This is a genomic window from Pseudomonas sp. NFACC25 (assembly GCF_900100935.1).
Lineage (GTDB): Bacteria > Pseudomonadota > Gammaproteobacteria > Pseudomonadales > Pseudomonadaceae > Aquipseudomonas > Aquipseudomonas marginalis.
Genome location: NZ_FMUC01000008.1, coordinates 107,510 through 130,554 on the forward strand (window position 1 = coordinate 107,510; position 23,045 = coordinate 130,554).

The following is a 23,045-nucleotide window of genomic DNA, read 5'->3' on the forward strand; positions in this document are numbered from 1 at the left end:
TGTGCGCCTGCGTCTGATTGCTGTCGGTTCACGCATGCCCAAGTGGGTGGAAGAAGGCTGGCACGAGTATGGCAAGCGTCTGCCCGCCGAGCTGTCGCTGGAACTGGTGGAGATACCGCTCAACACCCGGGGCAAGAATGCCGACGTGGCGCGCTTCATCCGTCAGGAAGGCGAAGCCATGCTGGCCAAGGTCGGCCCCAACGAGCGCATCGTCACCCTCGAAGTGCACGGCAAACCCTGGAGCACCGAGCAACTGGCGGTGGAACTGGATCGCTGGCGCCTGGACTCGCGCACCGTCAACTTCATGGTCGGCGGCCCCGAAGGGCTGGCGCCGGAAGTCTGCGCGCGGGCGGACCAGCGCTGGTCGCTGTCGGCGCTGACGCTGCCGCACCCGTTGGTAAGGATCCTGATCGGTGAACAGCTGTATCGCGCCTGGACAGTTCTGTCCGGGCACCCTTATCACAAATAATCTGCGCCTCTCCCGATGACCCAGCCGATCCGCATCAAGGACCACGAGAAAGACGCACGTCTGGTACGCGCGCGGGTGGTGTTTGGCGCGATCATGGTGGTGGCGCTGATCGGGGTGCTGATTGCGCGCCTGTATTTCCTGCAGGTGATCCAGTACGACTACCACTCCACGCTGTCGGAAAACAACCGCGTGCATGTGCAGCCGATTCCGCCGACCCGTGGGCTGATCTTCGACCGTAATGGCGTGGTGGTGGCGGATAACCGGCCCAGCTTCAGCCTGAGCATGACCCGTGAGCGTTCCGGCGATTGGCAGCAGGTCCTCGATGTCATCGTCGAGGTGCTGCAGTTGACCCCGGAAGACCGGGTGATCTTCGAGAAACGCATGAAGCAGGGGCGTCGGCCTTTCGAACCGGTGCCGATCCTGTTCGAGCTGACCGAAGAGCAGATTGCGCGGATCGCGGTGAACCAGTTCCGCCTGCCGGGTGTGGAAGTGGTGGCGCAGCTGGTACGCCACTATCCCCAAGGGCCGCACTTTGCCCACTCCGTCGGCTATATGGGGCGGATCAACGAGAAAGAGCTGAAAAGCCTCGATCCCGTCAATTACAGCGGCACCCACCATATCGGCAAGACCGGCATCGAGCGTTTCTACGAGCCCGAACTGCACGGCCAGGTGGGTTACGAAGAAGTCGAGACCAACGCTCGCGGCCGTGTGCTGCGGGTGCTCAAGCGTACCGACCCGGTGCCGGGCAAGGACATTGTGCTGAGCCTGGACATCAAGCTGCAGGAAGCGGCCGAGATGGCCCTGGGCGGCCGGCGTGGTGCAGTGGTGGCGTTGGACCCGAAGACCGGCGAAGTGCTGGCCATGGTCAGCCAGCCGAGCTTCGACCCCAACCTGTTCGTGACCGGGATCAGCTTCAAGGCCTACGCCGAGTTGCGCGACTCCATCGACCGGCCGCTGTTCAACCGTGTGTTGCGCGGCCTGTACCCGCCGGGTTCGACGATCAAGCCGGCGGTGGCGATTGCCGGCCTGGATGCGGGTGTGGTCACGGCTTCCAGCCGGGTATTCGACCCGGGCTACTACATGCTGCCCAACTACGACCACAAATACCGCAACTGGAACCGTACCGGTGACGGCTATGTCGACCTGGATACCGCGATCATGCGTTCCAACGACACCTATTTTTACGACCTGGCCCACAAGCTGGGGATCGACCGCTTGTCCGCCTACATGGGCAAGTTCGGCCTCGGTCAGAAAGTCTCCCTGGATATGTTCGAAGAGTCCCCTGGCCTGATGCCATCGCGGGAGTGGAAGCGTGCGACCCGCCGCCAGGCATGGTTCCCGGGCGAAACCCTGATCCTCGGCATCGGCCAGGGCTATATGCAGGCCACGCCTTTGCAACTGGCCCAGGCCACGGCGCTGGTGGCCAACAAAGGCATCTGGAACCGCCCGCACCTGGCCCGGACCATCGAAGGCGAAAAGCCTGTGGATGAAAACCCGATCCCCGACATCGTACTGCGCGATCCGTCCGACTGGACCAAGGTCAACCACGGCATGCAACAGGTGATGCACGGTGCACGCGGGACCGCGCGCAAGGCGGCGATCGGTGCGCAATACCGTATCGCCGGCAAGAGTGGTACCGCCCAGGTGGTGGCGATCAAGCAGGGCGAGAAATACGACCGCTCCAAGGTCCAGGAACGCCACCGCGACCACGCCTTGTTTGTGGGCTTTGCCCCGGCCGACGACCCGAAAATCGTGGTGGCGGTGATGGTCGAGAACGGCGAGTCCGGCTCCGGTGTGGCGGCGCCTGTAGTACGCCAGGTGATGGACGCCTGGTTGCTGGCCGACGACGGCAGGCTCAAGCCCGAATATGGCGGCCCCCCTTCAACCCCCGAGGTTACGGCCAGTGAAGAGTAATTTTGACCGCATCCTCTCCAGCGAGGATGTGATGCGTCGCCGCGCGACTTTGTTGCAGCGCATGCACATTGATGGCCCGTTGCTGATCCTGCTGCTGACCCTGGCGGCCGGCAGCCTGTTCGTGCTGTATTCGGCCAGCGGCAAGAACTGGGACTTGCTGATCAAGCAGGCTTCGTCGTTTGGCCTGGGCCTGCTGTCCATGGTGGTGATCGCCCAGCTGGAGCCGCGTTTCATGGCGCGCTGGGTGCCGCTTGGCTATGTGGCCGGGGTGTTGCTGCTGGTGGTGGTGGACGTCATGGGCCACAACGCCATGGGCGCGACCCGCTGGATCAATATTCCGGGGGTGATTCGCTTCCAGCCGTCGGAATTCATGAAGATCCTGATGCCGGCGACGATCGCCTGGTACCTGTCCAAGCGCACCTTGCCGCCGCAGCTCAAGCATGTGGGGATCAGCCTGATCCTGATCGGCATCCCCTTTGTGTTGATCGTGCGCCAGCCGGACCTCGGCACCTCGCTGCTGATCCTGGCCGGCGGTGCGTTCGTGCTGTTCATGGGCGGGCTGCGCTGGCGCTGGATCCTCAGCGTGCTGGCGGCGGCAGTGCCGGTGGCCGTGGCCATGTGGTTCTTCTTTATGCACGACTACCAGAAGCAGCGGATCCTGACGTTCCTCGATCCCGAAAGCGACCCGCTCGGCACCGGTTGGAACATTATCCAGTCGAAGGCGGCCATCGGTTCCGGCGGTGTATTTGGCAAGGGCTGGCTGCTCGGCACCCAGTCGCATTTGGACTTTCTGCCCGAGAGCCATACCGACTTCATCATTGCGGTGATGGGCGAAGAGTTCGGCCTGGTGGGCATCTGCGCACTGTTGCTGATCTATCTTCTGTTGATTGGGCGTGGCCTGGTGATTACCGCACAGGCGCAGACGCTGTTCGGCAAATTGCTCGCCGGCAGCCTGACCATGACTTTTTTTGTTTACGTTTTCGTCAACATCGGTATGGTCAGTGGCCTGCTGCCGGTGGTTGGGGTGCCGTTGCCGTTCATTAGCTACGGCGGAACTTCGCTGGTGACATTGCTGTCAGCGTTTGGGGTTTTGATGTCGATTCATACGCATCGCAAGTGGATCGCACAGGTTTGAATAAGGTGAAGATGTCAATGCAAGTAATGCGCGGCTGGGCGACTCGGCATGCGTCCTGGATGGGCCTGATCGGGCTGCTGGGGGCAACGCACGAGGCGCAGGCCGGTGACTACGATGGCTCACCCCAGGTCGCCGAATTCGTCGGTGAAATGACCCGCGACTACGGCTTCGCCGGTGAACAGCTGATGGGCGTGTTCCGCGAAGCCCAGCGCAAGCAGGCGATCCTCGACGCGATTTCTCGCCCCGCCGAGCGCGTGAAGCAGTGGAAGGAATACCGTCCGATGTTCCTCACCGACGCCCGGGTGGCCCGGGGGGTGGACTTCTGGCGCCAGCACGAGGCCGTGTTGGCCCGGGCCGAGCAGGAATACGGCGTGCCGGCCCAGGTCATCGTTGCGATCATTGGCATTGAAACCTTCTACGGGCGCAATACCGGCAGTTACCGGGTAATCGACGCTTTGTCGACCCTGGGCTTCGATTACCCGCCGCGCGCCGACTTCTTCCGCAAGGAGCTGCGTGAGTTCCTGCTGTTGGCCCGTGAAGAGCAGGTCGACCCGCTGACCCTCAAGGGCTCCTACGCCGGGGCGATGGGCTTGCCGCAGTTCATGCCGAGCAGTTTTCGCGCCTACGCGGTGGATTTCGACGGCGACGGGCACATCAATATCTGGAGCAACCCGGACGATGCCATCGGCAGTGTGGCCAGCTACTTCAAGCGCCACGGCTGGGTCGGTGGCGAGCCGGTGGTGATCCGCGCCGATGTCAGCGGGGAGCGTGCCGATGAAGGCCTGACCCAGGGTATCGAGCCGGCCAAGACCGTCGGGGAGTTGCGGGCGCTGGGCTGGTCGAGTCAGAATGCGCCACGCGACGATATGCCGGTGACGGCATTCCGCCTCGAAGGTGAAAACGGCCCTGAATACTGGATGGGCCTGAAGAATTTTTACGCAATCACGCGTTATAACCGCAGTGTGATGTACGCCATGGCCGTGCATCAGCTGTCAGACATGCTGGTCCAAGCACGGGGCAACAAGTAATGCGGGCATCGCCGTTCAATCAACCGCTCAAGCTGGTGGCGTTCGCCGCGTTGTCCCTGCTCGTCGTCAGTTGTTCCACCAGCCGTGGCCCGGTACCGAAGTCCGGCGGCACTGCGGTGCGTTCCCAGCCAGGGCTGGACATCAACCGCGCGCACAAAGATGGCGCGCCGTGGTGGGATGTCGACGTGTCGAAGATCCCGGACGCCACGCCGACCCTGCACACCGGCCCGTACAAGGCCAACCCCTATACGGTGCTGGGCAAGTCCTACTTCCCGCTGCAGGACTCCAAGACCTACGTGCAATCGGGCACGGCGTCCTGGTATGGCACCAAGTTCCACGGCCAGAACACCGCCAACGGCGAAGTCTATGACCTGTACGGCATGAGCGCGGCCCACAAGACCTTGCCGCTGCCCAGCTATGTCCGCGTGACCAACCTGGACAACAACCGCACGGTGATCCTGCGGGTCAACGACCGTGGGCCGTTCTATTCGGATCGCATTATCGACTTGTCCTACGCCGCCGCAAAAAAACTCGGCTATGCCGAAACCGGTACCGCGCGGGTCAAGGTCGAAGGCATCGATCCGGCGCAGTACTGGGCCCAGCGTGGCAAGCCCGCGCCGTTGATGCTCAACGAGCCGCAGAGTGCGCAGCCGCAAGTGACGGCATCTACCGGCAAGATCGAACAATGGACACCGCCACCGCAGCAGCACGCACCGGATACCGTGGTCGTGCCCCATGCGGCACCGGGCGCCGCGGTCGCGGGCGGGCAATACCTGCAAGTGGGTGCTTTCGCCAACCCGGATGCGGCAGAACTGTTAAGGTCCAAGCTCAGCAGCATGGTCAGCGCGCCGGTATTTATCAGCTCCATCGTGCGTAACCAGCAAACGTTGCACCGTGTGCGCATGGGCCCGATCGGTTCGCCGAGCGAGGTAGCGCAAGTGCAGAACAGCGTGCGCCTGGCCAACCTGGGGCAACCCAGCGTGGTCACTGCCGAATAATAAATTGATGGTTGAGGCTCGCATGCGGGCCTGGACCCTGGTTGTTGGCTCGTTGAACAATAAAACCCAGGGGCAAGGGGTGAGCGGGCAACCGAACACGTGACAGTCTGGTAGCGGGCTGTCTGAATAAGTTTTGCCCGCGAGGGCAAGTTTCCATAAGCAATTTCGAGAGACGGATGAACATCACCACCTTAGCCAAACGCACGTGCCTGCTTCTTTCGCTGATCATCACCCCGGCCGCCTGGGCGGTTGAAATGGTACCGGCTTCACCGCAACTGGCCGCCAAGTCCTGGGTCCTCATGGATGCCGCCAGTGGCAACGTGCTGGTCGAGAGCAACGGTGACCAGCGCCTGCCACCGGCCAGCCTGACCAAGCTGATGACCGCCTACATCGCGACCCTGGAAATCCGTCGCGGCCAGATCGGCGAAAACGACCCGGTGACCGTCAGCGAAAACGCCTGGCGTACCGGCGGTTCGCGGATGTTCATCAAGGTCGGCTCGCAAGTCACTGTGAGCGACCTGCTGCACGGCATCATCATCCAGTCCGGTAACGACGCCAGCGTCGCCCTGGCCGAGCACATCGCCGGCAGCGAAGACGCATTCGCCGACATGATGAACAAAACCGTGGCCGACCTGGGCATGACCAACAGCCACTTCATGAACCCGACCGGCCTGCCAAACCCTGAGCACTACTCGTCGGCTCACGACATGGCGATCCTGGCGCGCGCGATCATTCGTGTCGACCCGGTGCACTACGCGATCTACTCCCAGAAGGAATTCTTCTGGAACAACATCAAGCAGCCTAACCGCAACCTGTTGCTGTGGCGCGACAAGACCGTCGATGGCTTGAAAACCGGCCACACCGACGAAGCCGGCTACTGCATGGTGTCGTCCGCGGTACGTGATGGCCAGCGCCTGATCGCCGTGGTCTTCGGCACCAACAGCGAGCAGGCCCGTGCGGCCGAGACGCAAAAATTGCTGACCTACGGTTTCCGCTTCTTCGAAACCCAGACCTTCTACCAGAAGGGTGCTGAACTGGCGACCGCGCCGGTATGGAAAGGCGCGACCTCACAGGTCAAGGCCGGCCTGGCTGAAGACCTGACCCTGACCATGCCTAAAGGCCAGCTGAAAAAGCTCGCTGCCAGCATGACCATGAACCCGCAATTGGTTGCGCCAATCGCCAAGGGCGACGTGATCGGTAAAGTCGAAGTCAAGCTGGACGACAAGGTGGTGCACAGCGCCGACCTGATCGCGCTGGACGCCGTCGACGAAGGTGGTATCTTCCGCCGCGTGTGGGATAGCATCCGTCTATTCTTCTACGGCTTGTTCAACTGATTGTGTGCACCTGCAAAGCCCCGCGTTGATCCGACGCGGGGCTTTGCCGTCGCCACGGCTTACCGCTTACGAGGCCGTTCTGCCATGACCGATAAAGAAGTAAAGGCGCCAAAGATCGAATTCCCGGTGACGGATTATCCCGTCAAGGTGATCAGCGATACCGGTGTAGGCAATAAAGACAGAATCCTGGATATCGTGCGTAAACACGCGACGATCAATGACAACCGGGTGGACGAGCGTTCGAGCACCAACGGTAAGTACACCACGATCCAGTTGCACATCGTTGCGACCGGTCAAGACCAGCTCTACGACATCAATAGCGAACTGCGGGCCACCGGCTTCGTGCACATGGTGCTGTGATGTCACAGGTCCTGGGCTTTCGCGAGCTCGGCCGGATGGACTACGAGCCCGTCTGGCACGCCATGCAGCGGTTCACGAATGAACGCGGTACTTCGGCGCCCGACGAAATCTGGTTGGTGGAACATCCACCGGTGTTCACCCAGGGCCAGGCCGGCAAGGCCGAACATCTGCTGCTGCCGGGGGATATTCCGGTGGTGCAGGTCGACCGAGGTGGCCAAGTGACTTACCATGGGCCCGGTCAACTGGTGGCGTACCTGCTGCTGGACGTGCGCAAGCTGGGTTTTGGCGTGCGCGACCTGGTGAGCCGTATGGAGGCTTGCCTGATCGAGCTGTTGGCCAGTTATGGCGTGAGCGCCGCGGCCAAGCCCGATGCACCCGGTGTGTATGTGGACGGCGCGAAAATCGCCTCCCTCGGTTTGCGCATTCGCCACGGTTGTTCCTTTCATGGCCTGGCCCTGAACGTGGACATGGACCTGGCACCGTTCCGGCGCATCAACCCGTGCGGTTATGCCGGGCTGGCGATGACCCAACTGAGCGACCACGCCACACCGATTAAATTTGCCGAGGTAAGTGCCCGGCTGCGTGCGCAGCTCGTCAAACACCTCGACTATGCTGAGCAGACGACCCTCACGGGCGGAATCGACTGATTATGACTACTGATGCAGTGCAAACCATGATCCCGACGCTGGACATCACCGAGCGTCCGGCCCCGGCCCCGCGTGCCAAGGTGGAAGCCGGCGTCAAGCTGCGCGGCGCCGAGAAGGTTGCACGCATCCCGGTCAAGATCATCCCGACCACCGAGTTGCCGAAGAAGCCCGACTGGATCCGCGTGCGCATCCCGGTTTCGCCGGAAGTCGACCGTATCAAGGCCCTGCTGCGCAAGCACAAGCTGCACAGCGTGTGCGAAGAGGCGTCCTGCCCGAACCTGGGCGAATGCTTCTCCGGCGGCACCGCCACCTTCATGATCATGGGTGACATCTGCACCCGTCGTTGCCCGTTCTGCGACGTCGGCCATGGCCGGCCGAAGCCACTGGACGTCAACGAACCGGAAAGCCTGGCCATCGCCATTGCCGACCTGAAACTCAAATACGTTGTGATCACCTCGGTTGACCGTGATGACCTGCGCGACGGCGGTGCCCAGCACTTTGCCGACTGCATCCGCGAAATCCGCAAGCTGTCGCCGAACGTGATGCTCGAGACCCTGGTGCCTGACTACCGTGGCCGCATGGACGTCGCGCTGGAAATCACCGCTGCCGAGCCGCCGGATGTGTTCAACCACAACCTGGAAACCGTGCCTCGCCTGTACAAGGCTGCGCGTCCAGGTTCGGACTACCAGTGGTCGCTGACCCTGCTGCAGAAATTCAAGCAGATGATGCCGCACATCCCGACCAAATCCGGCTTGATGCTCGGCCTGGGCGAGACCGATGAAGAAGTGATCGAAGTCATGAAGCGCATGCGCGAACACGACATCGACATGCTGACCCTGGGCCAATACCTGCAACCGTCGCGCAGCCACTTGCCGGTGCAGCGTTTCGTGCACCCGGACACCTTCGCCTGGTTCGCCGAGGAAGGCTACAAGATGGGCTTCAAGAACGTCGCCTCGGGCCCGCTGGTACGCTCTTCGTACCACGCCGACGAACAGGCCAAGCTGGTCAAGGCTAGCCTGGTTTCCTGATCGGGGTTCAGAGCCGGTGTGGGAGTGGGCTTATGTGGGAGGGGGCTTGCCCCCGATTGCGGTATGTCAGTCGCTACATGTGCTGGCTGATCCACCGCTATCGGGGGCAAGCCTCCTCCCACATTGGTTTCAGCGTTAGATAGGGAGATTCTCAGATGACCGCCGCCGTTCCAGCCCTTCGCTCTGAAGGCACCATCGCCCTGATCGCCCCCGCCGGCCCCGCCGTGCTGGACGTTGAAAAGGCCGGCCAATGGATGCGCACGCGCGGCTACGATCTGCGAATTTTCCCCGGTGTCTATGAGCGCGACGGCTACCTCGCCGGCAGCGATGCCGTGCGCCTGCGTGACCTGCACGCGGCTTTTGCCGATCCGCATATCGACGCTATCTTCTGTCTGCGCGGTGGTTACGGCACGCCACGGCTGCTCGACGCGCTGGATTTCGACCTGCTGCGTGCCAATCCCAAGCCGTTCGTCGGCTACAGCGACATCACCGCCCTGCACCTGGCAATCAACCGTTACGCCGGTTTCGTGACCTTTCACGGCCCGATGCTCAATGCCGACCTGCTCGGCGGCAAGCACCCCCCTACCGAGGCGTCATTGTTCAGCCTTCTGCGCGGCCAGTTGGGCGCCGGTAGCGTGCTGGCGCACCCGGTGGCCTACCCGCTGACCACGATCGAGCCTGGCATTGCCTGTGGGCGCTTGCTGGGGGGGAATCTGTCGATGATTGCGGCGGTCATGGGCACGCCATACGAAATCGACGCTGAAGGCATCATCCTGTTTATCGAAGACGTCAACGAACCGATCTACCGCATCGACCGCCTGTTGACCCATCTGCGTCTGGCAGGCAAGTTGGCCCAGGTCGCGGGTGTACTGGTCGGGGATGTGGCGGGTGTGGATAACGTGGCGCTGGAGCGCTTGCTGACGCAGACGTTCGAGCCATTGCGCATACCGGTGCTGGCCGGCTGGCGCAGCGGGCATTGCGATCCGAACCTGACGCTGCCCATGGGCGCCTTGGTACGGCTGGATGCGGGGGAGCAGCGGGTAGTGTTGGAGCAGGAAGTGGTCTTCAGGTCCTGAATCTGCTGGCGTTTGCTAAACCGCAATCGGGGGCTTGCCCCCGATTGCGGCAGTCGCCATAGGCGGATCTATCGGTTTTGCAGCGACTCCAGCAACTTCACCGTCGGATACCCATCCGCCGGCCAGCCCAGCGCCTGCTGTGCGGCCCGAATCGCCTTGCGCGTATTGGCGCCGATAATCCCATCCGGGTTGCCCGCGTCATAACCGTTGGCGCTCAACGCCGTCTGCAGATCAATGCGCTGGGAGCGACTCAGCGGCAGCTCATCCTTGGGCCAGTCACCACGGATCACACCGCCGCCGCCAAAGCGCTCCGACAACAGGCCCACCGCCAGTGCGTAGGACGACGAGTTGTTGTACTTGAGGATCGCGCGGAAGTTATCCAGCACCAGGAACGCCGGGCCACGGTAGCCTGCCGGCAGCAGCAGGGCGGCGGACAGTTGGTCGACATTCGGCGGCATGCTCGCGCCCGGTGGCAGTTGAATGCCCAGTTTCATCCACTCGGCAATGCTCTTGCGCACGCCGCCGTCAGCCAGGGCATAGTCGAAGTTCGCCGGCAATTGCTTGACTTCAAAGCCCCACGGCTGGCCTTTCTGCCAGCCGGAGCTTTGCAGGTAGTGCGCGGTCGATGCGAGGGCGTCGGCCGGGCTGTTCCAGATGTCGCGGCGACCGTCGCCATCGAAGTCCACCGCGTGGGTGTTGTAAGTGGTCGGAATGAACTGGGTCTGGCCCATGGCCCCGGCCCAGGAGCCCTTCATCTGGTCGGCGGCGATGTCGCCGTGCTGGATGATCTGCAATGCCGCCAGTAATTGCGCCTGGGCAAAGGCCGGGCGGCGGCCTTCATAGGCCAGGGTCGCCAGGGAGCGGATCACCGAATTATTGCCCTGGAACTGGCCGAAGTTACTCTCCATGCCCCATACCGAGACCAGCGCCTGGCGGTCGACGCCATAACGCTGCTCGATGCTTTGCAGGATGTCAGCGTACTTGATCAGCAGCGCCTGACCATTGCGTACGCGCACGGGCGACAGGGCGCCGTCGAGGTATTCCCACACAGGGCGGGAAAACTCCGGCTGGCTGCGGTCGGCGCGGATCACCGCCATATCGGGGGTGACATTGGCGAATGCGGTGTCGAAAACGTCGGCCGTGATGCCGGCTTGCAGGGCTTGCGCGCGAAAACCGGCCTGCCATTCAGCAAAGGTCTGGGTCGGTTGGATGTCGAGATTGTCCACGGCCAGCGGGGCCACGACGGCAGGGGCCACCACGGGTGCGGTCTGGAGCTTCGGCAAGGGTTGGGCATCGGCGGCGGTGGGTTTTTCCGCGCAGGCGACAAGCAGAATGAGGCTGGAGGCAGCGATCAATTGGCGAAGGTGCCAACGACGGGAAAGACAAGAGGGCATGCACAGGTCCAGGAATTACAAATCAGGCACAGACCTTATCATGCCAGAGGGGCGCTTGCCTTCAGGCAGCCAGAAAGTAAGAAGCCTCCCAGCTATTAGACTGGAAGGCTTCGCGGCGGTAGCTGCCTTTGCCCTTGCCGGCGCGTTCCTGACGGCTGCGGAACAGTGGCTGGGCGATGATGGATTTGGCCTTGTTGGGGCCATGCTTGGATGGCTTTTTGCTCATGGTCGATGCTCTTGATGGGGGGAGATGCGGCGCAAATAATCTGCCGAAGTCAGGCCGCTGTAAAGCCCATGAATTGTAAACGCAGTCAAAAATGTGGGAGGGGGCTTGCTCCCGATAGCTGTGGCTCAGTCAACAATGCAGTGGCTGACACGCCGCTATCGGGGGCCCCCTCCCACATTGGTTTTGCAGTGTTTTTAAGAGAGGGGTTATTCGGCGGGAAGTGCCAGGCGCTGACCGGCCATCAACAGCGATAAACGGCTCAGGCTCATCCACGGCGAACCCGCCGCCTGGCCCTTGATCTGTGCATCAATGCGCTGCGCTTCCAGCAACAGCTGCGCCCAGCGTTGCGCCGAGTGCCGTTGCAGGGCTTTGCTCATCAGGGGTTTGCGCTTGTCCCACACCGGTGGTCGCGCCTGGCTGAAGCACTTGTCCAGCGGCGTGCCCTGGCTGTATTGCAGGGCAATATTGGCCAATACCCGTAGCTCCCGGGCCAGGGCCCAGAGAATCACCGGTGGCTCCACCCCTTCGCCACGCAGGCCTTCGAGCATGCGCAGGGCATGGGCGGGCTCGCCGTTGAGGATCGCATCCACCAGCCCGAACACGTCAAAACGTGCACTGTCTGCCACGGCGCCCTGGACGGTCTCGACGGTAATCTGCCCGTCTTCGGCCATCAGCTTGAGCTTTTCGATCTCCTGGGCGGCGGCAAGCAAGTTGCCTTCGACCCGCGCGGCGATCAGCTCCACTGCATCCTGGGTCGCGGACAGCCCCGCCTGGGACAGGCGCTGGCGAATCCATTGCGGCAACTGATTGCTGTCCACTGGCCAGATCTGGATGAACTGGGTCTGCGCCCCTTCCACCAGGGCCTTGCCCCACTTGGTCTTCTGCGCGCTGCCGTCGAGCTTGGGCAAGCTGATCAGCAACACCGTGTCTTCGGCGGGCCGCGAGCAGTATTCCATCAGTGCAGCCGCGCCTTTATCACCGGGCTTGCCCGAAGGCAGGCGCAGCTCCAGCAGGCGTTTTTCGGCGAACAGCGACATGCTTGCGCCGGCTTGCAGCAGCGTGCCCCAGTCGAAACTGGCGTCGGCGCTGAATACCTGGCGTTCATCGAAGCCCTGCTGGCGTGCGGCGCTACGGATGGCGTCGGCGGCTTCCTGGCACAACAGCGGGTCATCACCGCTGACGATGTAGACAGGCGCGAGGCCACCTTGCAGGTGTTTGGCGAGTTGGGCGGGGGCGAGTTTCATAGGCAGGGTGAACGGGGCGCCTGGGGCGCCCCGTCTGGCTTACTCGACAGGGACTTCAACAGGCGATTGTTTCGGCGTGTTGTCTTCGTACTCTTTCGCGGCTTTCAGCGCGTCGGCATCGGCCTTGGCCTTGTCATCAGCACGTTGCTGCAAGGTTTCGAGTTGTTGCGGAGTCAGCAGCGACAGGCGCAGGACCATGCGTTGCACCAGCTCGCGACGCATCTCCTTGCGCACCTGGATGATTTCGGAGTCCGAACCCACCAGGTTGTTACCATCGTGGCTGACAATCTTCTGCACCTGGATGTTGTCATTCATCAACGGCAGGTGATCGCGGCCCTGGATTTCAAAGCTGAGCACGGTGCTCAGTTCGATATCGGACGCACGTCCGGCGCTGGCGTAGCTCAGGTTGCGCTGGGTTTCTTTCTCGTTAGCCAGGAACAGTTTGTAGGTCGCGCCGGTGTAGACGTGCACGCCGCTGTTTTCCAGGACCTGGCGCAGCTGGGTCACTGTCTCGCTGTAGGCGTCGCGAGCGCTGACGTCCAGTTCCTTGATCGTCAGGTCATTGGTGCCGGTGCCGCGCAGCTGGAAGCCGCAAGCGCTCAGCAGTACGGCAAGGCCCATAACCAGCAGATTGCGTTTGATCATTTTGTTGCTCCCCTTGAAACCATGTGGGCCTTATCGAGGCCCTGAAGGCTTTGTTCGGCGCAGGGCTTGAGCCCCACGCCCGATCCGATTAGCTAGCGACGATATTGACCAGTTTGCCAGGCACCACGATCACTTTGCGGATCGTCAGGCCTTCGGTAAAGCGCAGCACGTTCTCGTTGACCCGTGCGGCCGCTTCGACTTCTTCACGGCTGGCACTGGCCGGCATGTCGATCTGGCCGCGCAGTTTACCGTTGACCTGGATCACCAGTTGCAGCGTGTCCTGTACCAGGGCGCTGTCATCCTGTACCGGCCAGCGCGCATCGATGACCGCGTCGCTATGGCCCAGGCGGCTCCACAGTTCGTGGCTGATGTGCGGTGTGATCGGCGCCAGCAGCAGGGTGACCGTTTCCAGGCCTTCCTGTACCAGTGCGCGATCCTGTGCGGTGGCTTGCGGGGCTTTTTCCAGCACGTTCATCAGCGTCATCACCTGGGCGATGGCGGTGTTGAACTTGTGGTTCTGGCCCACGTCCTGACTGGCCTGCTTGATGGCCAGGTGGGTACTGCGGCGAATGAGTTTCTGCTCGTCGCTCAAGGACGCTACGTCCAGCTTGGCCGGCAGGCCCTGGCTGACATGGGCGTGCGCCAGGCGCCAGACGCGCTTGAGGAAACGGTGCGAACCTTCGACGCCGGAATCGGACCATTCGGCGCTCATGTCAGGCGGCGAGGCGAACATCATGAACAGGCGGCAGGTGTCGGCGCCGAACTGGTCGATCATCGACTGAGGGTCGACGCCGTTGTTCTTCGACTTGGCCATCTTCTCGGTGCCGCCGATTTCCACCGGCAGGCCGTCGGCGATCAGTCTGGCGCTGATGACCTTGGCCTTGCTGTCGCGCTCGAGCTCGACGTCCGCCGGGTTGAACCAGGTGTAGGCGCCATTGGCTTCGCGACGATAGTAGGTCTCGGCGATCACCATGCCCTGGGTCAGCAGGTTCTTGAACGGTTCGTTGGAACTCACCAGGCCTTCGTCGCGCATCAGCTTGTGGAAGAAGCGCGCGTACAGCAGGTGAAGGATGGCGTGTTCGATACCGCCGATGTATTGATCCACCGGCAACCAGTGGTCGGCTGCGGATTTTTCCACCAGGCCGCCTTCATAGTGCGGCGAGGCGTAGCGGGCGTAGTACCACGAGGACTCGACGAAGGTGTCCATGGTGTCGGTTTCACGCCTGGCCGGCGCGCCGCATTTCGGGCAGCTGCATTCGTAGAACTCGGGCATGCGCGCCAATGGCGAACCGGCGCCGTCCGGCACCACGTCTTCCGGCAGGACGACCGGCAACTGGTCTTCCGGCACCGGTACGTCACCGCAGGTCTGGCAGTGGATGATCGGGATCGGGCAGCCCCAGTAGCGCTGGCGGCTGATGCCCCAGTCGCGCAGGCGGAACTGGGTGCGCGAGGCGCCGAGGTTCTTCTTGATCAGTGCCACTTCGATGGCGTCGAAGGCGCCGGCGAAGTCCAGGCCGTCGAACTCACCGGAGTTGATCAGCGTGCCGTGCTCGTTGTAAGCGTCCTGCCATGGGGCCGGGTTGGTGTCGCCCGAACTGGTCCGGACCACGGACTTGATCGGCAGGTTGTATTTGACCGCAAATTCAAAATCGCGCTCGTCGTGGGCCGGCACAGCCATTACTGCGCCATCGCCGTAGTGCATCAGCACGTAGTTGGCGACCCATACCGGCAACTTCTCGCCGGTCAGCGGGTGCTCGACGAACAGGCCGGTCGGCAGGCCTTTTTTCTCCTGGGTGGCGACGTCGGCTTCGGCCACGCTGCCGCCTTTGCATTCGGCGATGAACGCCTGCAGCTCAGGATTGTTCTGTGCGGCCTGGGTGGCCAGCGGGTGCTCGGCGGCCACGGCGACGTAGGTCGCGCCCATCAGGGTGTCCGGACGGGTGGTGAAGACTTTGAGTGCGCCCGCTTCGCCGATGGAGTCGACGTTGTAGGGGAACTGCACTTCCATGCCCTTGGACTTGCCGATCCAGTTGCGCTGCATGGTCTTGACCTGTTCAGGCCAGCCCGGCAAATCGTCGAGGCTCGACAACAGTTCATCCGCGTAGGCGGTGATCTTGAAGTAGTACATCGGGATTTCGCGCTTTTCGATCAGCGCGCCGGAGCGCCAGCCGCGACCGTCGATCACCTGTTCGTTGGCGAGGACGGTCTGGTCGACAGGGTCCCAGTTCACGGTGCCGCTTTTTTTGTAGATCACCCCTTTTTCGAACAGGCGGGTGAACAGCCATTGTTCCCAACGGTAGTAATCCGGCTTGCAGGTGGTGACTTCGCGGGACCAGTCCACCGCCAGGCCCAGGCTGCGCAGCTGGGTCTTCATGTAGGCGATGTTTTCGTAGGTCCACTTGGCGGGGGCCACGTTGTTTTTCATCGCGGCGTTTTCCGCCGGCATGCCGAAGGCGTCCCAACCCATGGGTTGCAGGACGTTCTTGCCTTGCATGCGCTGGTAGCGGGAGATGACGTCGCCGATGGTGTAGTTACGCACATGCCCCATGTGTAGCTTGCCGCTGGGGTAAGGGAACATCGACAGGCAGTAGAACGTCTCCTTGCCTGGCTGTTCACTGACTTCAAAGGACTTTTGCTCGTCCCAGAAGGTTTGGGCGGCATTTTCTATTTCACGGGGCTGATATTGTTCGTGCATGGCTACTTTTGAACTGAATAGGGGTGGCCTAATCCTCTTCGGTGCAACGTTCAGGTTGTTCGACACCAAAAAGCGGCGCGTCCGTGCCCAAACCCTGCGGGAAGTGGAGTTACAGGAAGCGCCGTAGCATACATGACCCCACTCTATCGAGGGAAACCCTGATTGCGCGGCAAGGGCCGTCTGTCGCGGCGCCGGGCAGGCGCACACACGGGGACTACGCTGTTTATTGGGGAGCAGTTCTTTCTTCAATGAGGTGAGGGGATGGTTGAATCGCAGCGAATCGCAACGAAACCGGAAATCTACGAAGGACTGATCGACCGATTGGGTCGTGCATTGGATGCAGCGAGGACCGCGGGCCGATTGCGTGATGAACGGCCCGTCGAGTTGGAACTGCGCGGCTTGAGCCGTGCGGAGCTGGAACTGATCAAAGCTTACCTGGAACGTAATAGGCGCAGTGCGCCTCCTTGGGTGGCAACCCCGCCAGCCAGAGAACCTACGCACTCAGCCAAGGTGGTGTGGCTCAAGGACTTGTCGGCCGGTCGTGGCCCGGAAAGGCTCCGGTCCGCCCGCTTCAAGTAGTTCACTCCCCAGGAACACATCATCGTGCCATGTCACTGTAAAGATTGTCGCTAAACCCCGTTACACCTTAGGCTTCGGGCATCTATGGAGATGCCCGATGCCTATTCGTTATTTCATCAAACAACTGCTCCTGCCACCCGGCATTCTCTTGCTGCTGCTGGCCCTTGCCTGGTGGTTTCGTCGCAGCCGCCCCCGTTTGGCCGGCTGCTGCTTTGCCCTCGGGTTTGGCGGCATGTGGTTGATCAGCCTGCCGGTGGCGGTGGAGTGGGGCGCACGTGCCCTGGAGACCGAACCACCGTTGGCCCGTGAAGACTGGTCGACCCTGGCCCAGCGCGCCGATGCCATTGTGGTGCTGGGCTCGGGACGCGAGCGCGGCGACCCCGCCTGGGGTTCTGATCAGCCGACCGGTATCGGCCTGGAGCGCCAGCGGTATGCCGCGCGACTGGCCAAGGCCTCCGGGCTGCCGGTGCTGACCACCGGTGGCCTGCATTACGGCACGCCGCCCAGCGAGGCGCAGTTGATGGCGGTGTCGATGCAGGATGACTTCGGCGTTGCTGTGCGCTGGAAGGAAGAACGCAGCCGCACCACCTGGGAAAACGCGCAGATGAGTGCCGGGATTCTATTGCCCGAGGGCATCAAGCGTGTGGTGGTGGTGACCCAGGCCTGGCACATGCCGCGGTCGGTGTGGAGTTTTGAAAAGGCCGGCTTCACCGTGGTGCCGGCGCCGGTGGGGTTCCTCGGCGTGGACAACGCCCGGCCGCTGGGCGGCTGGATGCCGGAGTTCAAGTCGGTGTGGCAGAGCGGGCAGTTGATCAATGAAGCGGTGGGGCAGCTAGGCTACCGGTTGTTCTATCGATAACCCTGCTGATTAAAATGCAGATCAAAGTGTGGGAGGGGGCCAGCCCCCTCCCACATTTTGTTTCGCGTTGGCTGTTAAACGGTTTTGGCCATCCGGCCTGCCAGCAACGCCCAACCAAACAGCGCCAGGCACACGATGATCAGCGGCCACGAGCGCCATTGCAGGTACGGCGTCAGGTTGTGCATCGGCACCACTTCGCCGTAGAGAATGCCGCGTTCGAACTGCGGGATCTGCACGGTGATCTGCCCAAACGGGTTGATCAACCCGGTCACGCCATTATTGGTGGCGCGGATCATCCAGCGGCCAGCCTCCAGCGCACGCATCTGCGCCATTTGCAGGTGCTGCAAGGGGCCGATGGAGCGGCCGAACCAGGTGTCATTGCTGATGGTCAGCAGCAGGTCGCTCTGGGCTGAAAGGCCGGCGGCGAACTCCGGGTATACCACTTCGTAGCAAATGAACGGCGCAATCTGATAGCCCTTGGCTTGCAGCATCGGCTGGTCGGCAGGGCCCCGGGCGAAGTCCGACATGGGCAGGTCGAAGAAGGCAATCAGGCCGCGCAGCATGTCCTGCAGCGGCACGTACTCGCCAAACGGCACCAGTTTCTGCTTGAGGTAGGTGCCGTCACCTTCACCCACCACGGTGATGCCGTTGAAGTAGCGCTTCTGGTGATGCACTTCCTGGCGTATCGGCACGCCAGTGATCAACGCGGTGTGCCGGTCGGCCGCAAACTTGCCCATCATTCCCAGGTAGCCCTCGACGGACTCCTTGAGCACCGGCACCGCCGTTTCCGGCCACACTAGCAGGTCGACCGGCTTGGAGCTGAAGCTCATGTCGCGGTACAGCGCGAGCTGCGCATTGAGCTGCTCGGGGTCCCACTTCATGCTTTGTTCGACGTTACCCTGAATCGCGGCAACGCTCAGCGGCGCGCCGGACGGCGTGGTCCAGGCATGATGCTTGAGCGCCAGGCCGATGGCCCAGGGCGCTACCAGCAACACCAGGCCGGCGCCGATAAACCCATTGCGTTTGCCGGCCAGCAGGCGCGGCAGGTTGCACAGCAGGGCGGCCGTCAGCGCCAGGGCAAAGGAAATCAGCCACATCCCGCCCACTGGCGCCAGGCCGGTTAGCGGGCCGTCGAGCTGGCTGTAACCGGAATACAACCATGGGAATCCGGTGAGGAACCAGCCGCGAAAGGCTTCCTGGCCGACCCACAACGCGGCAAACGTGAGCGCATCCGCCAACGGCGCTTCATTGCGGCGCAACCAGCGCGCCCACAGCCAGGCGGGCAGGGCGAAGAACCAGGCAATGGCGGCGGTGAACAGCAGCATCAGGAACCCCGCCAGCAGCACCGAAGCGCCGCCGAAGTGGTGGATGCTGTAGTAGATCCAGCTGGTGCCGGCGCCAAACAGGCCGAACCCGAAGCACCAGCCACGGCCCAGGGCCTGGCGCGGCGTCAGCTCCCGCAGCCCGATATAGAACAATCCGACCGCAACCAGTGCAAATGGCCACAGGTCGAACGGCGCCAGCGCCAGGGTGGTGATGGCGCCGGCCACCACGGCCAGCAGATTACCGGGCCAGCCGGGGCGGGTCAGACGGCGCATATCAATCCTTAGCGGGCAATAGGTGTCAGGCGGATCAAGTGGATGCGGCGGCTGTCGGCATTCAGGATGCGGAAGCGATAGGCGCCGATCTCGGTGGTTTCGTTACGCTTGGGCAGGTGCCCGAACGCACTCATCACCAAGCCACCGACGGTGTCGAACTCGTCGTCGGAGAATTCGCTGTCGAAGAACTCGTTGAAGTTCTCGATCGGCGTCAGCGCCTTGACCAGGAAGTCACCGCTGGGCAGCGGCTTGATATAGCTGTCTTCTTCGACGTCGTGTTCGTCTTCGATGTCGCCGACGATCTGTTCCAGCACGTCTTCGATGGTCACCAGGCCCGCCACGCCGCCGTATTCGTCGATCACAATGGCCATGTGATTGTGGTTGGCGCGAAATTCGCGCAGCAGCACATTCAGGCGCTTGGATTCAGGCACGAAGGTGGCCGGACGCAGCAGGTCCTTGATGTTGAAGCTGTCACCGTTCTCCTTGAGGATCAGCGGCAGCAGGTCCTTGGCCAGCAGGACACCCATGACGTCGTCATGGCTTTCGCCGATCACCGGGTAGCGCGAGTGCGCCGAGTCGATCACGGCCGGGAGGAATTCCCGTGGGGTCTGGGTCGCCTTGATGCTGATCATCTGCGAGCGCGGGACCATGATGTCCCGAACCTGCAGGTCAGCCACCTGGATGGCGCCTTCGACGATGGCCAGCGCTTCGCTGTCCAGCAACTTGTTCTGGTGGGCCTCGCGCAGCAGCTCCAGCAGCTCCTGGCGGTTTTTCGGCTCGTGGGCAAAAGCCTGGGTCAGTTTACCCAGCCATGACTTTTGCCCGTTGCTCGATCGGTCTTCGCTCATAGCGATTACTCTAAATCCTTTGATGTGACAGTTGAGTGTTGATCAGTTTTCGTCGTCTGCATATGGATCCGGGTGACCCAATTCTGCAAGCAACGTTCGTTCCAGTGCTTCCATTTCCTCGGCTTCTTCATCGTCTATATGGTCGTAACCCAAGAGATGCAAGCAGCCGTGGATGACTAGATGGGCCCAGTGAGCCTCAAGTTCCTTACCTTGTTCCTTCGCTTCACGCTCGACCACCTCGACGCAGATCACCAGGTCGCCCAGCAGGGGGATATCCAGCAACTCATCGGGTACGTCGGCGGGAAACGACAGCACGTTGGTCGCGTAGTCCTTCTGGCGCCAGGTGTGGTTCAGCTCGCGGCCCTCGGGCTCGTCCACCAGGCGGATGGTCAGTTCCGAGTCGGCGCTGCGCTGGCGCAGGGCCAGGGCGCACCATTGACGGAACTGTTCTTCGCTGGGGGCGGGCGCTTCGGTGGCCAGCTGCAGGTCAAGCTCAAGCATCGCGGCGAACGTCCTTGGCTGGTGCGTCATCGCGGTGGTCGAAGCGCTCGTAGGCTTCGACAATGCGCTGCACCAGCGGATGGCGGACCACGTCCTTGGGCATGAAGTGCGTGAAGCTGATACCCGGCACGTCCTTGAGCACCTCGATCACCTGGGCCAGGCCGGACTTGGTGCCCTTGGGCAGGTCGACCTGGGTGACGTCACCGGTGATCACGGCGGTGGAGCCGAAACCGATCCGGGTGAGGAACATCTTCATCTGCTCGACGGTGGTGTTCTGGCTTTCGTCGAGGATGATGAAGCTGTTGTTCAAGGTGCGGCCGCGCATGTAGGCCAGCGGGGCGATCTCGATCACCTGGCGCTCGATCAGCTTGGCCACGTATTCAAAGCCGAGCATCTCGTAAAGAGCGTCGTAGAGCGGGCGCAGGTACGGGTCGATCTTCTGGGCCAGGTCGCCGGGCAGGAAGCCGAGTTTTTCACCGGCCTCCACCGCTGGGCGCACCAGCAGGATGCGGCGTACTTGTTCGCGCTCCAGGGCGTCGACCGCACAGGCCACGGCCAGGTAGGTCTTGCCGGTACCGGCGGGGCCGATGCCGAAGTTGATGTCGTTGCCGAGGATTTCCTTGACGTAGCGCTGCTGATTCAAGCCGCGCGGGCGAATCATGCCTTTTTTGGTGCGCAGGGCCACGCTGGCTTCGGCCACCGGGTTGTTGGCCAGGTCTTCCACGGCGGATTCCTGCAGGTACAGGTGCACCGTTTCCGGCGACAGCTCGCTACCCTTGGTTTCACGGTAGAGGCGGCGCAGCAGGTTTTCTGCAGACGTGGTGTGTTGGGGTTCACCAATAAGCTCGAACTGATTGCCGCGATTGCGGATCTCGATGCTCAGGCGTTGCTCGATCAGGCGCAGGTGCTCGTCGAACTGTCCGCACAGGTTGGCGAAACGGCGAGCCTCAAAGGGCTCGAGGAGAAAACGATGGGGTTCTGCTATGGGTGCGTTCAAGGTTGCTTTTAGCCGCCCTTTGGCTGTTTAGGTGAAAGAGAGGATAACGCCAGTGACGCGGGTACGAAAGCACTTACGTCATTGGAATGTTGCACGGTTCCAATGTGGGAGGGGGCTTGTCCCCCTCTCACCTTTATTGCACCAGCGAGCCGCGCAGCGAGTGCGGTTGCGCCGCATCGATATGCACGTCGGCAAACTGACCGATCAATGTCGGATTATCGCAACGGAAGTTGACGATCCGGTTGTTCTCGGTACGGCCCTGCAATTCACCAGGGTCTTTTTTCGAGTAGTCGGTGACCAGGATGCGCTGGATCGAACCGACCATTTGTCGGCTGATCTCGAAACCCTGCTGGTTGAGGCGATGTTGCAGCGCGTTCAAGCGCTCTTTTTTCAGCGCTTCCGGGGTTTCATCCAACAGGTCCGCCGCCGGGGTGCCGGGGCGCTGGCTGTAGACGAACGAGTAGGAGAAGTCGAAACCGACGTCTTCGATCAGCTTCATGGTCTGCTGGAAGTCTTTCTCGGTTTCGCCGGGGAAGCCGACGATAAAGTCCGAACTGATGCAGATGCCCGGCACGGCTGCACGCAATTTGCGCAGTTTGGATTTGTACTCCAGGGCGGTGTGGTTGCGTTTCATCGCCGAGAGGATGCGGTCCGAGCCCGATTGCACCGGCAAGTGCAGGTGCTTGACCAGTTCCGGCACATCGGCATGGGCCTGGATCAGGCTGTCGGAGAACTCCAGCGGGTGCGAGGTGGTGTAGCGAATGCGTTCGATGCCATCCACCGCAGCGACCACGCGGATCAACTCCGCCAGGTCAGCCAGGCGCCCGTCGTGGGTCAGGCCGCGATAGCCGTTGACGTTCTGGCCCAGCAGGGTCACTTCGCGCACGCCGTTTTCGGCCAGGTGGATGATTTCTGCGAGCACGTCGTCAAACGGCCGGCTGACTTCTTCACCACGGGTGTAGGGCACCACACAGAAGGTGCAGTACTTGCTGCAGCCTTCCATCACCGACACGTAGGCGCTCGGCCCATCGATGCGCGGTTCGGGCAAGTGGTCGAATTTCTCGATTTCCGGGAACGAGACGTCGACCTGGGGCAGCTTGGTGATGCGCGCGGCGTCGATCATTTCCGGCAGGCGGTGCAGGGTCTGTGGGCCGAAGACCACGTCGACATACGGCGCACGGTCGCGGATCGCGGCGCCTTCCTGGCTGGCCACGCAACCGCCGACGGCGATCACCATGTCCGGGTTGGCCAGTTTCAATTCGCGCCAGCGGCCCAGCTGCGAGTACACACGGTCCTGGGCCCGCTCGCGGATCGAGCAGGTATTGAGCAGGATCACGTCGGCATCTTCGGCGCGGGCGGTGACTTCCAGGGCCTGGTGTTCACCCAGCAGGTCGACCATGCGCGAGCTGTCGTACTCGTTCATCTGGCAACCGTGGGTTTCGATATAAAGCTTCTTGGCCATGGGAATCG

22 protein-coding genes are annotated in these 23,045 nt (G+C 62.2%); 12 read left to right on the forward strand and 10 right to left on the reverse strand.

The annotated features are described in order from the left end of the window. Position 1 precedes the first annotated feature (1 nt). The 10 genes from rlmH to BLQ09_RS19010 all read left to right on the forward strand — a co-directional run bounded on the left by rlmH (position 2) and on the right by BLQ09_RS19010 (position 9,989). The gene (gene rlmH, locus BLQ09_RS18965; RefSeq protein ID WP_092358222.1) at positions 2-469 is read left to right on the forward strand and encodes a 23S rRNA (pseudouridine(1915)-N(3))-methyltransferase RlmH; all 468 of its coding nucleotides are present in this window, start codon (positions 2-4) and stop codon (positions 467-469) included. 15 nt (positions 470-484) lie between these two features. Then, complete coding sequence (mrdA, locus tag BLQ09_RS18970; protein ID WP_027605235.1) at positions 485-2,383, forward strand: penicillin-binding protein 2; 1,899 nt, start codon at positions 485-487, stop codon at positions 2,381-2,383. 31 nt (positions 2,384-2,414) lie between these two features. Next, positions 2,415-3,518: a rod shape-determining protein RodA gene (rodA, locus tag BLQ09_RS18975; RefSeq protein WP_051429342.1), complete on the forward strand. Its 1,104-nt coding sequence runs from the start codon at positions 2,415-2,417 to the stop codon at positions 3,516-3,518. Positions 3,519-3,535: 17 nt separating this feature from the next. Then, entirely contained in the window at positions 3,536-4,546 is a 1,011-nt protein-coding gene (gene mltB / locus BLQ09_RS18980; RefSeq protein WP_027605237.1) for a lytic murein transglycosylase B, read from the forward strand. Then, on the forward strand, positions 4,546-5,544 hold the full coding sequence (locus BLQ09_RS18985) for a septal ring lytic transglycosylase RlpA family protein (protein WP_027605238.1): 999 nt from the start codon (positions 4,546-4,548) through the stop codon (positions 5,542-5,544). Before mltB ends, BLQ09_RS18985 begins: the two co-directional genes overlap by 1 nt. A gap of 176 nt (positions 5,545-5,720) precedes the next feature. Then, positions 5,721-6,878: a D-alanyl-D-alanine carboxypeptidase family protein gene (locus BLQ09_RS18990; protein ID WP_027605239.1), complete on the forward strand. Its 1,158-nt coding sequence runs from the start codon at positions 5,721-5,723 to the stop codon at positions 6,876-6,878. An 84-nt stretch (positions 6,879-6,962) separates the two neighbouring features. Further along, positions 6,963-7,238, forward strand: coding sequence for a DUF493 domain-containing protein (locus BLQ09_RS18995; protein ID WP_027605240.1), 276 nt, complete (start codon positions 6,963-6,965; stop codon positions 7,236-7,238). Beyond that, entirely contained in the window at positions 7,238-7,885 is a 648-nt protein-coding gene (lipB, locus tag BLQ09_RS19000) for a lipoyl(octanoyl) transferase LipB (protein ID WP_027605241.1), read from the forward strand. Before BLQ09_RS18995 ends, lipB begins: the two co-directional genes overlap by 1 nt. Positions 7,886-7,911: 26 nt before the next feature. Continuing rightward, the gene (lipA, locus tag BLQ09_RS19005) at positions 7,912-8,913 is read left to right on the forward strand and encodes a lipoyl synthase (protein ID WP_057444888.1); all 1,002 of its coding nucleotides are present in this window, start codon (positions 7,912-7,914) and stop codon (positions 8,911-8,913) included. Positions 8,914-9,068: 155 nt separating this feature from the next. Beyond that, positions 9,069-9,989 carry a S66 peptidase family protein gene (locus BLQ09_RS19010; protein WP_092358224.1) on the forward strand — a complete coding sequence of 307 codons (921 nt, stop codon included), beginning with the start codon at positions 9,069-9,071 and terminating at the stop codon, positions 9,987-9,989. 68 nt (positions 9,990-10,057) lie between these two features. On the opposite strand, the gene BLQ09_RS19015 is transcribed toward BLQ09_RS19010, so the two are convergent. The 5 genes from BLQ09_RS19015 to leuS all read right to left on the reverse strand — a co-directional run bounded on the left by BLQ09_RS19015 (position 10,058) and on the right by leuS (position 16,193). Then, a complete protein-coding gene (locus tag BLQ09_RS19015; protein ID WP_027605243.1) occupies positions 10,058-11,383 on the reverse strand; it encodes a lytic murein transglycosylase in 1,326 nt (441 codons plus the stop codon). A 61-nt stretch (positions 11,384-11,444) separates the two neighbouring features. Further along, positions 11,445-11,609 carry an alternative ribosome rescue factor ArfA gene (arfA, locus tag BLQ09_RS19020; protein ID WP_003176285.1) on the reverse strand — a complete coding sequence of 55 codons (165 nt, stop codon included), beginning with the start codon at positions 11,607-11,609 and terminating at the stop codon, positions 11,445-11,447. A gap of 206 nt (positions 11,610-11,815) precedes the next feature. Further along, positions 11,816-12,853 (reverse strand): DNA polymerase III subunit delta, encoded by a 1,038-nt coding sequence (holA, locus tag BLQ09_RS19025; protein ID WP_027605244.1) that lies wholly within the window; start codon positions 12,851-12,853, stop codon positions 11,816-11,818. A 39-nt stretch (positions 12,854-12,892) separates the two neighbouring features. Beyond that, positions 12,893-13,498 (reverse strand): LPS-assembly lipoprotein LptE, encoded by a 606-nt coding sequence (lptE, locus tag BLQ09_RS19030; RefSeq protein ID WP_027605245.1) that lies wholly within the window; start codon positions 13,496-13,498, stop codon positions 12,893-12,895. Positions 13,499-13,586: 88 nt separating this feature from the next. Continuing rightward, the gene (gene leuS / locus BLQ09_RS19035) at positions 13,587-16,193 is read right to left on the reverse strand and encodes a leucine--tRNA ligase (RefSeq protein WP_092358226.1); all 2,607 of its coding nucleotides are present in this window, start codon (positions 16,191-16,193) and stop codon (positions 13,587-13,589) included. Positions 16,194-16,454: 261 nt separating this feature from the next. On the opposite strand from leuS, the gene BLQ09_RS31670 reads away from it, so the two are divergent. After that, positions 16,455-16,772 (forward strand): hypothetical protein, encoded by a 318-nt coding sequence (locus BLQ09_RS31670; protein WP_027605247.1) that lies wholly within the window; start codon positions 16,455-16,457, stop codon positions 16,770-16,772. A 97-nt stretch (positions 16,773-16,869) separates the two neighbouring features. Next, complete coding sequence (locus tag BLQ09_RS19045) at positions 16,870-17,631, forward strand: YdcF family protein (RefSeq protein WP_027605248.1); 762 nt, start codon at positions 16,870-16,872, stop codon at positions 17,629-17,631. 74 nt (positions 17,632-17,705) lie between these two features. Here BLQ09_RS19045 and lnt read toward each other — a convergent pair whose 3' ends face one another. The 5 genes from lnt to miaB all read right to left on the reverse strand — a co-directional run bounded on the left by lnt (position 17,706) and on the right by miaB (position 23,037). Then, positions 17,706-19,229 (reverse strand): apolipoprotein N-acyltransferase, encoded by a 1,524-nt coding sequence (gene lnt / locus BLQ09_RS19050; protein ID WP_092358228.1) that lies wholly within the window; start codon positions 19,227-19,229, stop codon positions 17,706-17,708. Positions 19,230-19,237: 8 nt separating this feature from the next. After that, the gene (locus tag BLQ09_RS19055) at positions 19,238-20,077 is read right to left on the reverse strand and encodes an HlyC/CorC family transporter (protein WP_005791724.1); all 840 of its coding nucleotides are present in this window, start codon (positions 20,075-20,077) and stop codon (positions 19,238-19,240) included. Between the two features lie 42 nt (positions 20,078-20,119). Continuing rightward, positions 20,120-20,578: an rRNA maturation RNase YbeY gene (gene ybeY / locus BLQ09_RS19060; RefSeq protein ID WP_027605250.1), complete on the reverse strand. Its 459-nt coding sequence runs from the start codon at positions 20,576-20,578 to the stop codon at positions 20,120-20,122. Next, the gene (locus tag BLQ09_RS19065; RefSeq protein WP_053138073.1) at positions 20,571-21,575 is read right to left on the reverse strand and encodes a PhoH family protein; all 1,005 of its coding nucleotides are present in this window, start codon (positions 21,573-21,575) and stop codon (positions 20,571-20,573) included. Before BLQ09_RS19065 ends, ybeY begins: the two co-directional genes overlap by 8 nt. 133 nt (positions 21,576-21,708) lie before the next feature. Beyond that, the gene (gene miaB / locus BLQ09_RS19070; RefSeq protein WP_027605252.1) at positions 21,709-23,037 is read right to left on the reverse strand and encodes a tRNA (N6-isopentenyl adenosine(37)-C2)-methylthiotransferase MiaB; all 1,329 of its coding nucleotides are present in this window, start codon (positions 23,035-23,037) and stop codon (positions 21,709-21,711) included. Positions 23,038-23,045: the final 8 nt, after the last annotated feature.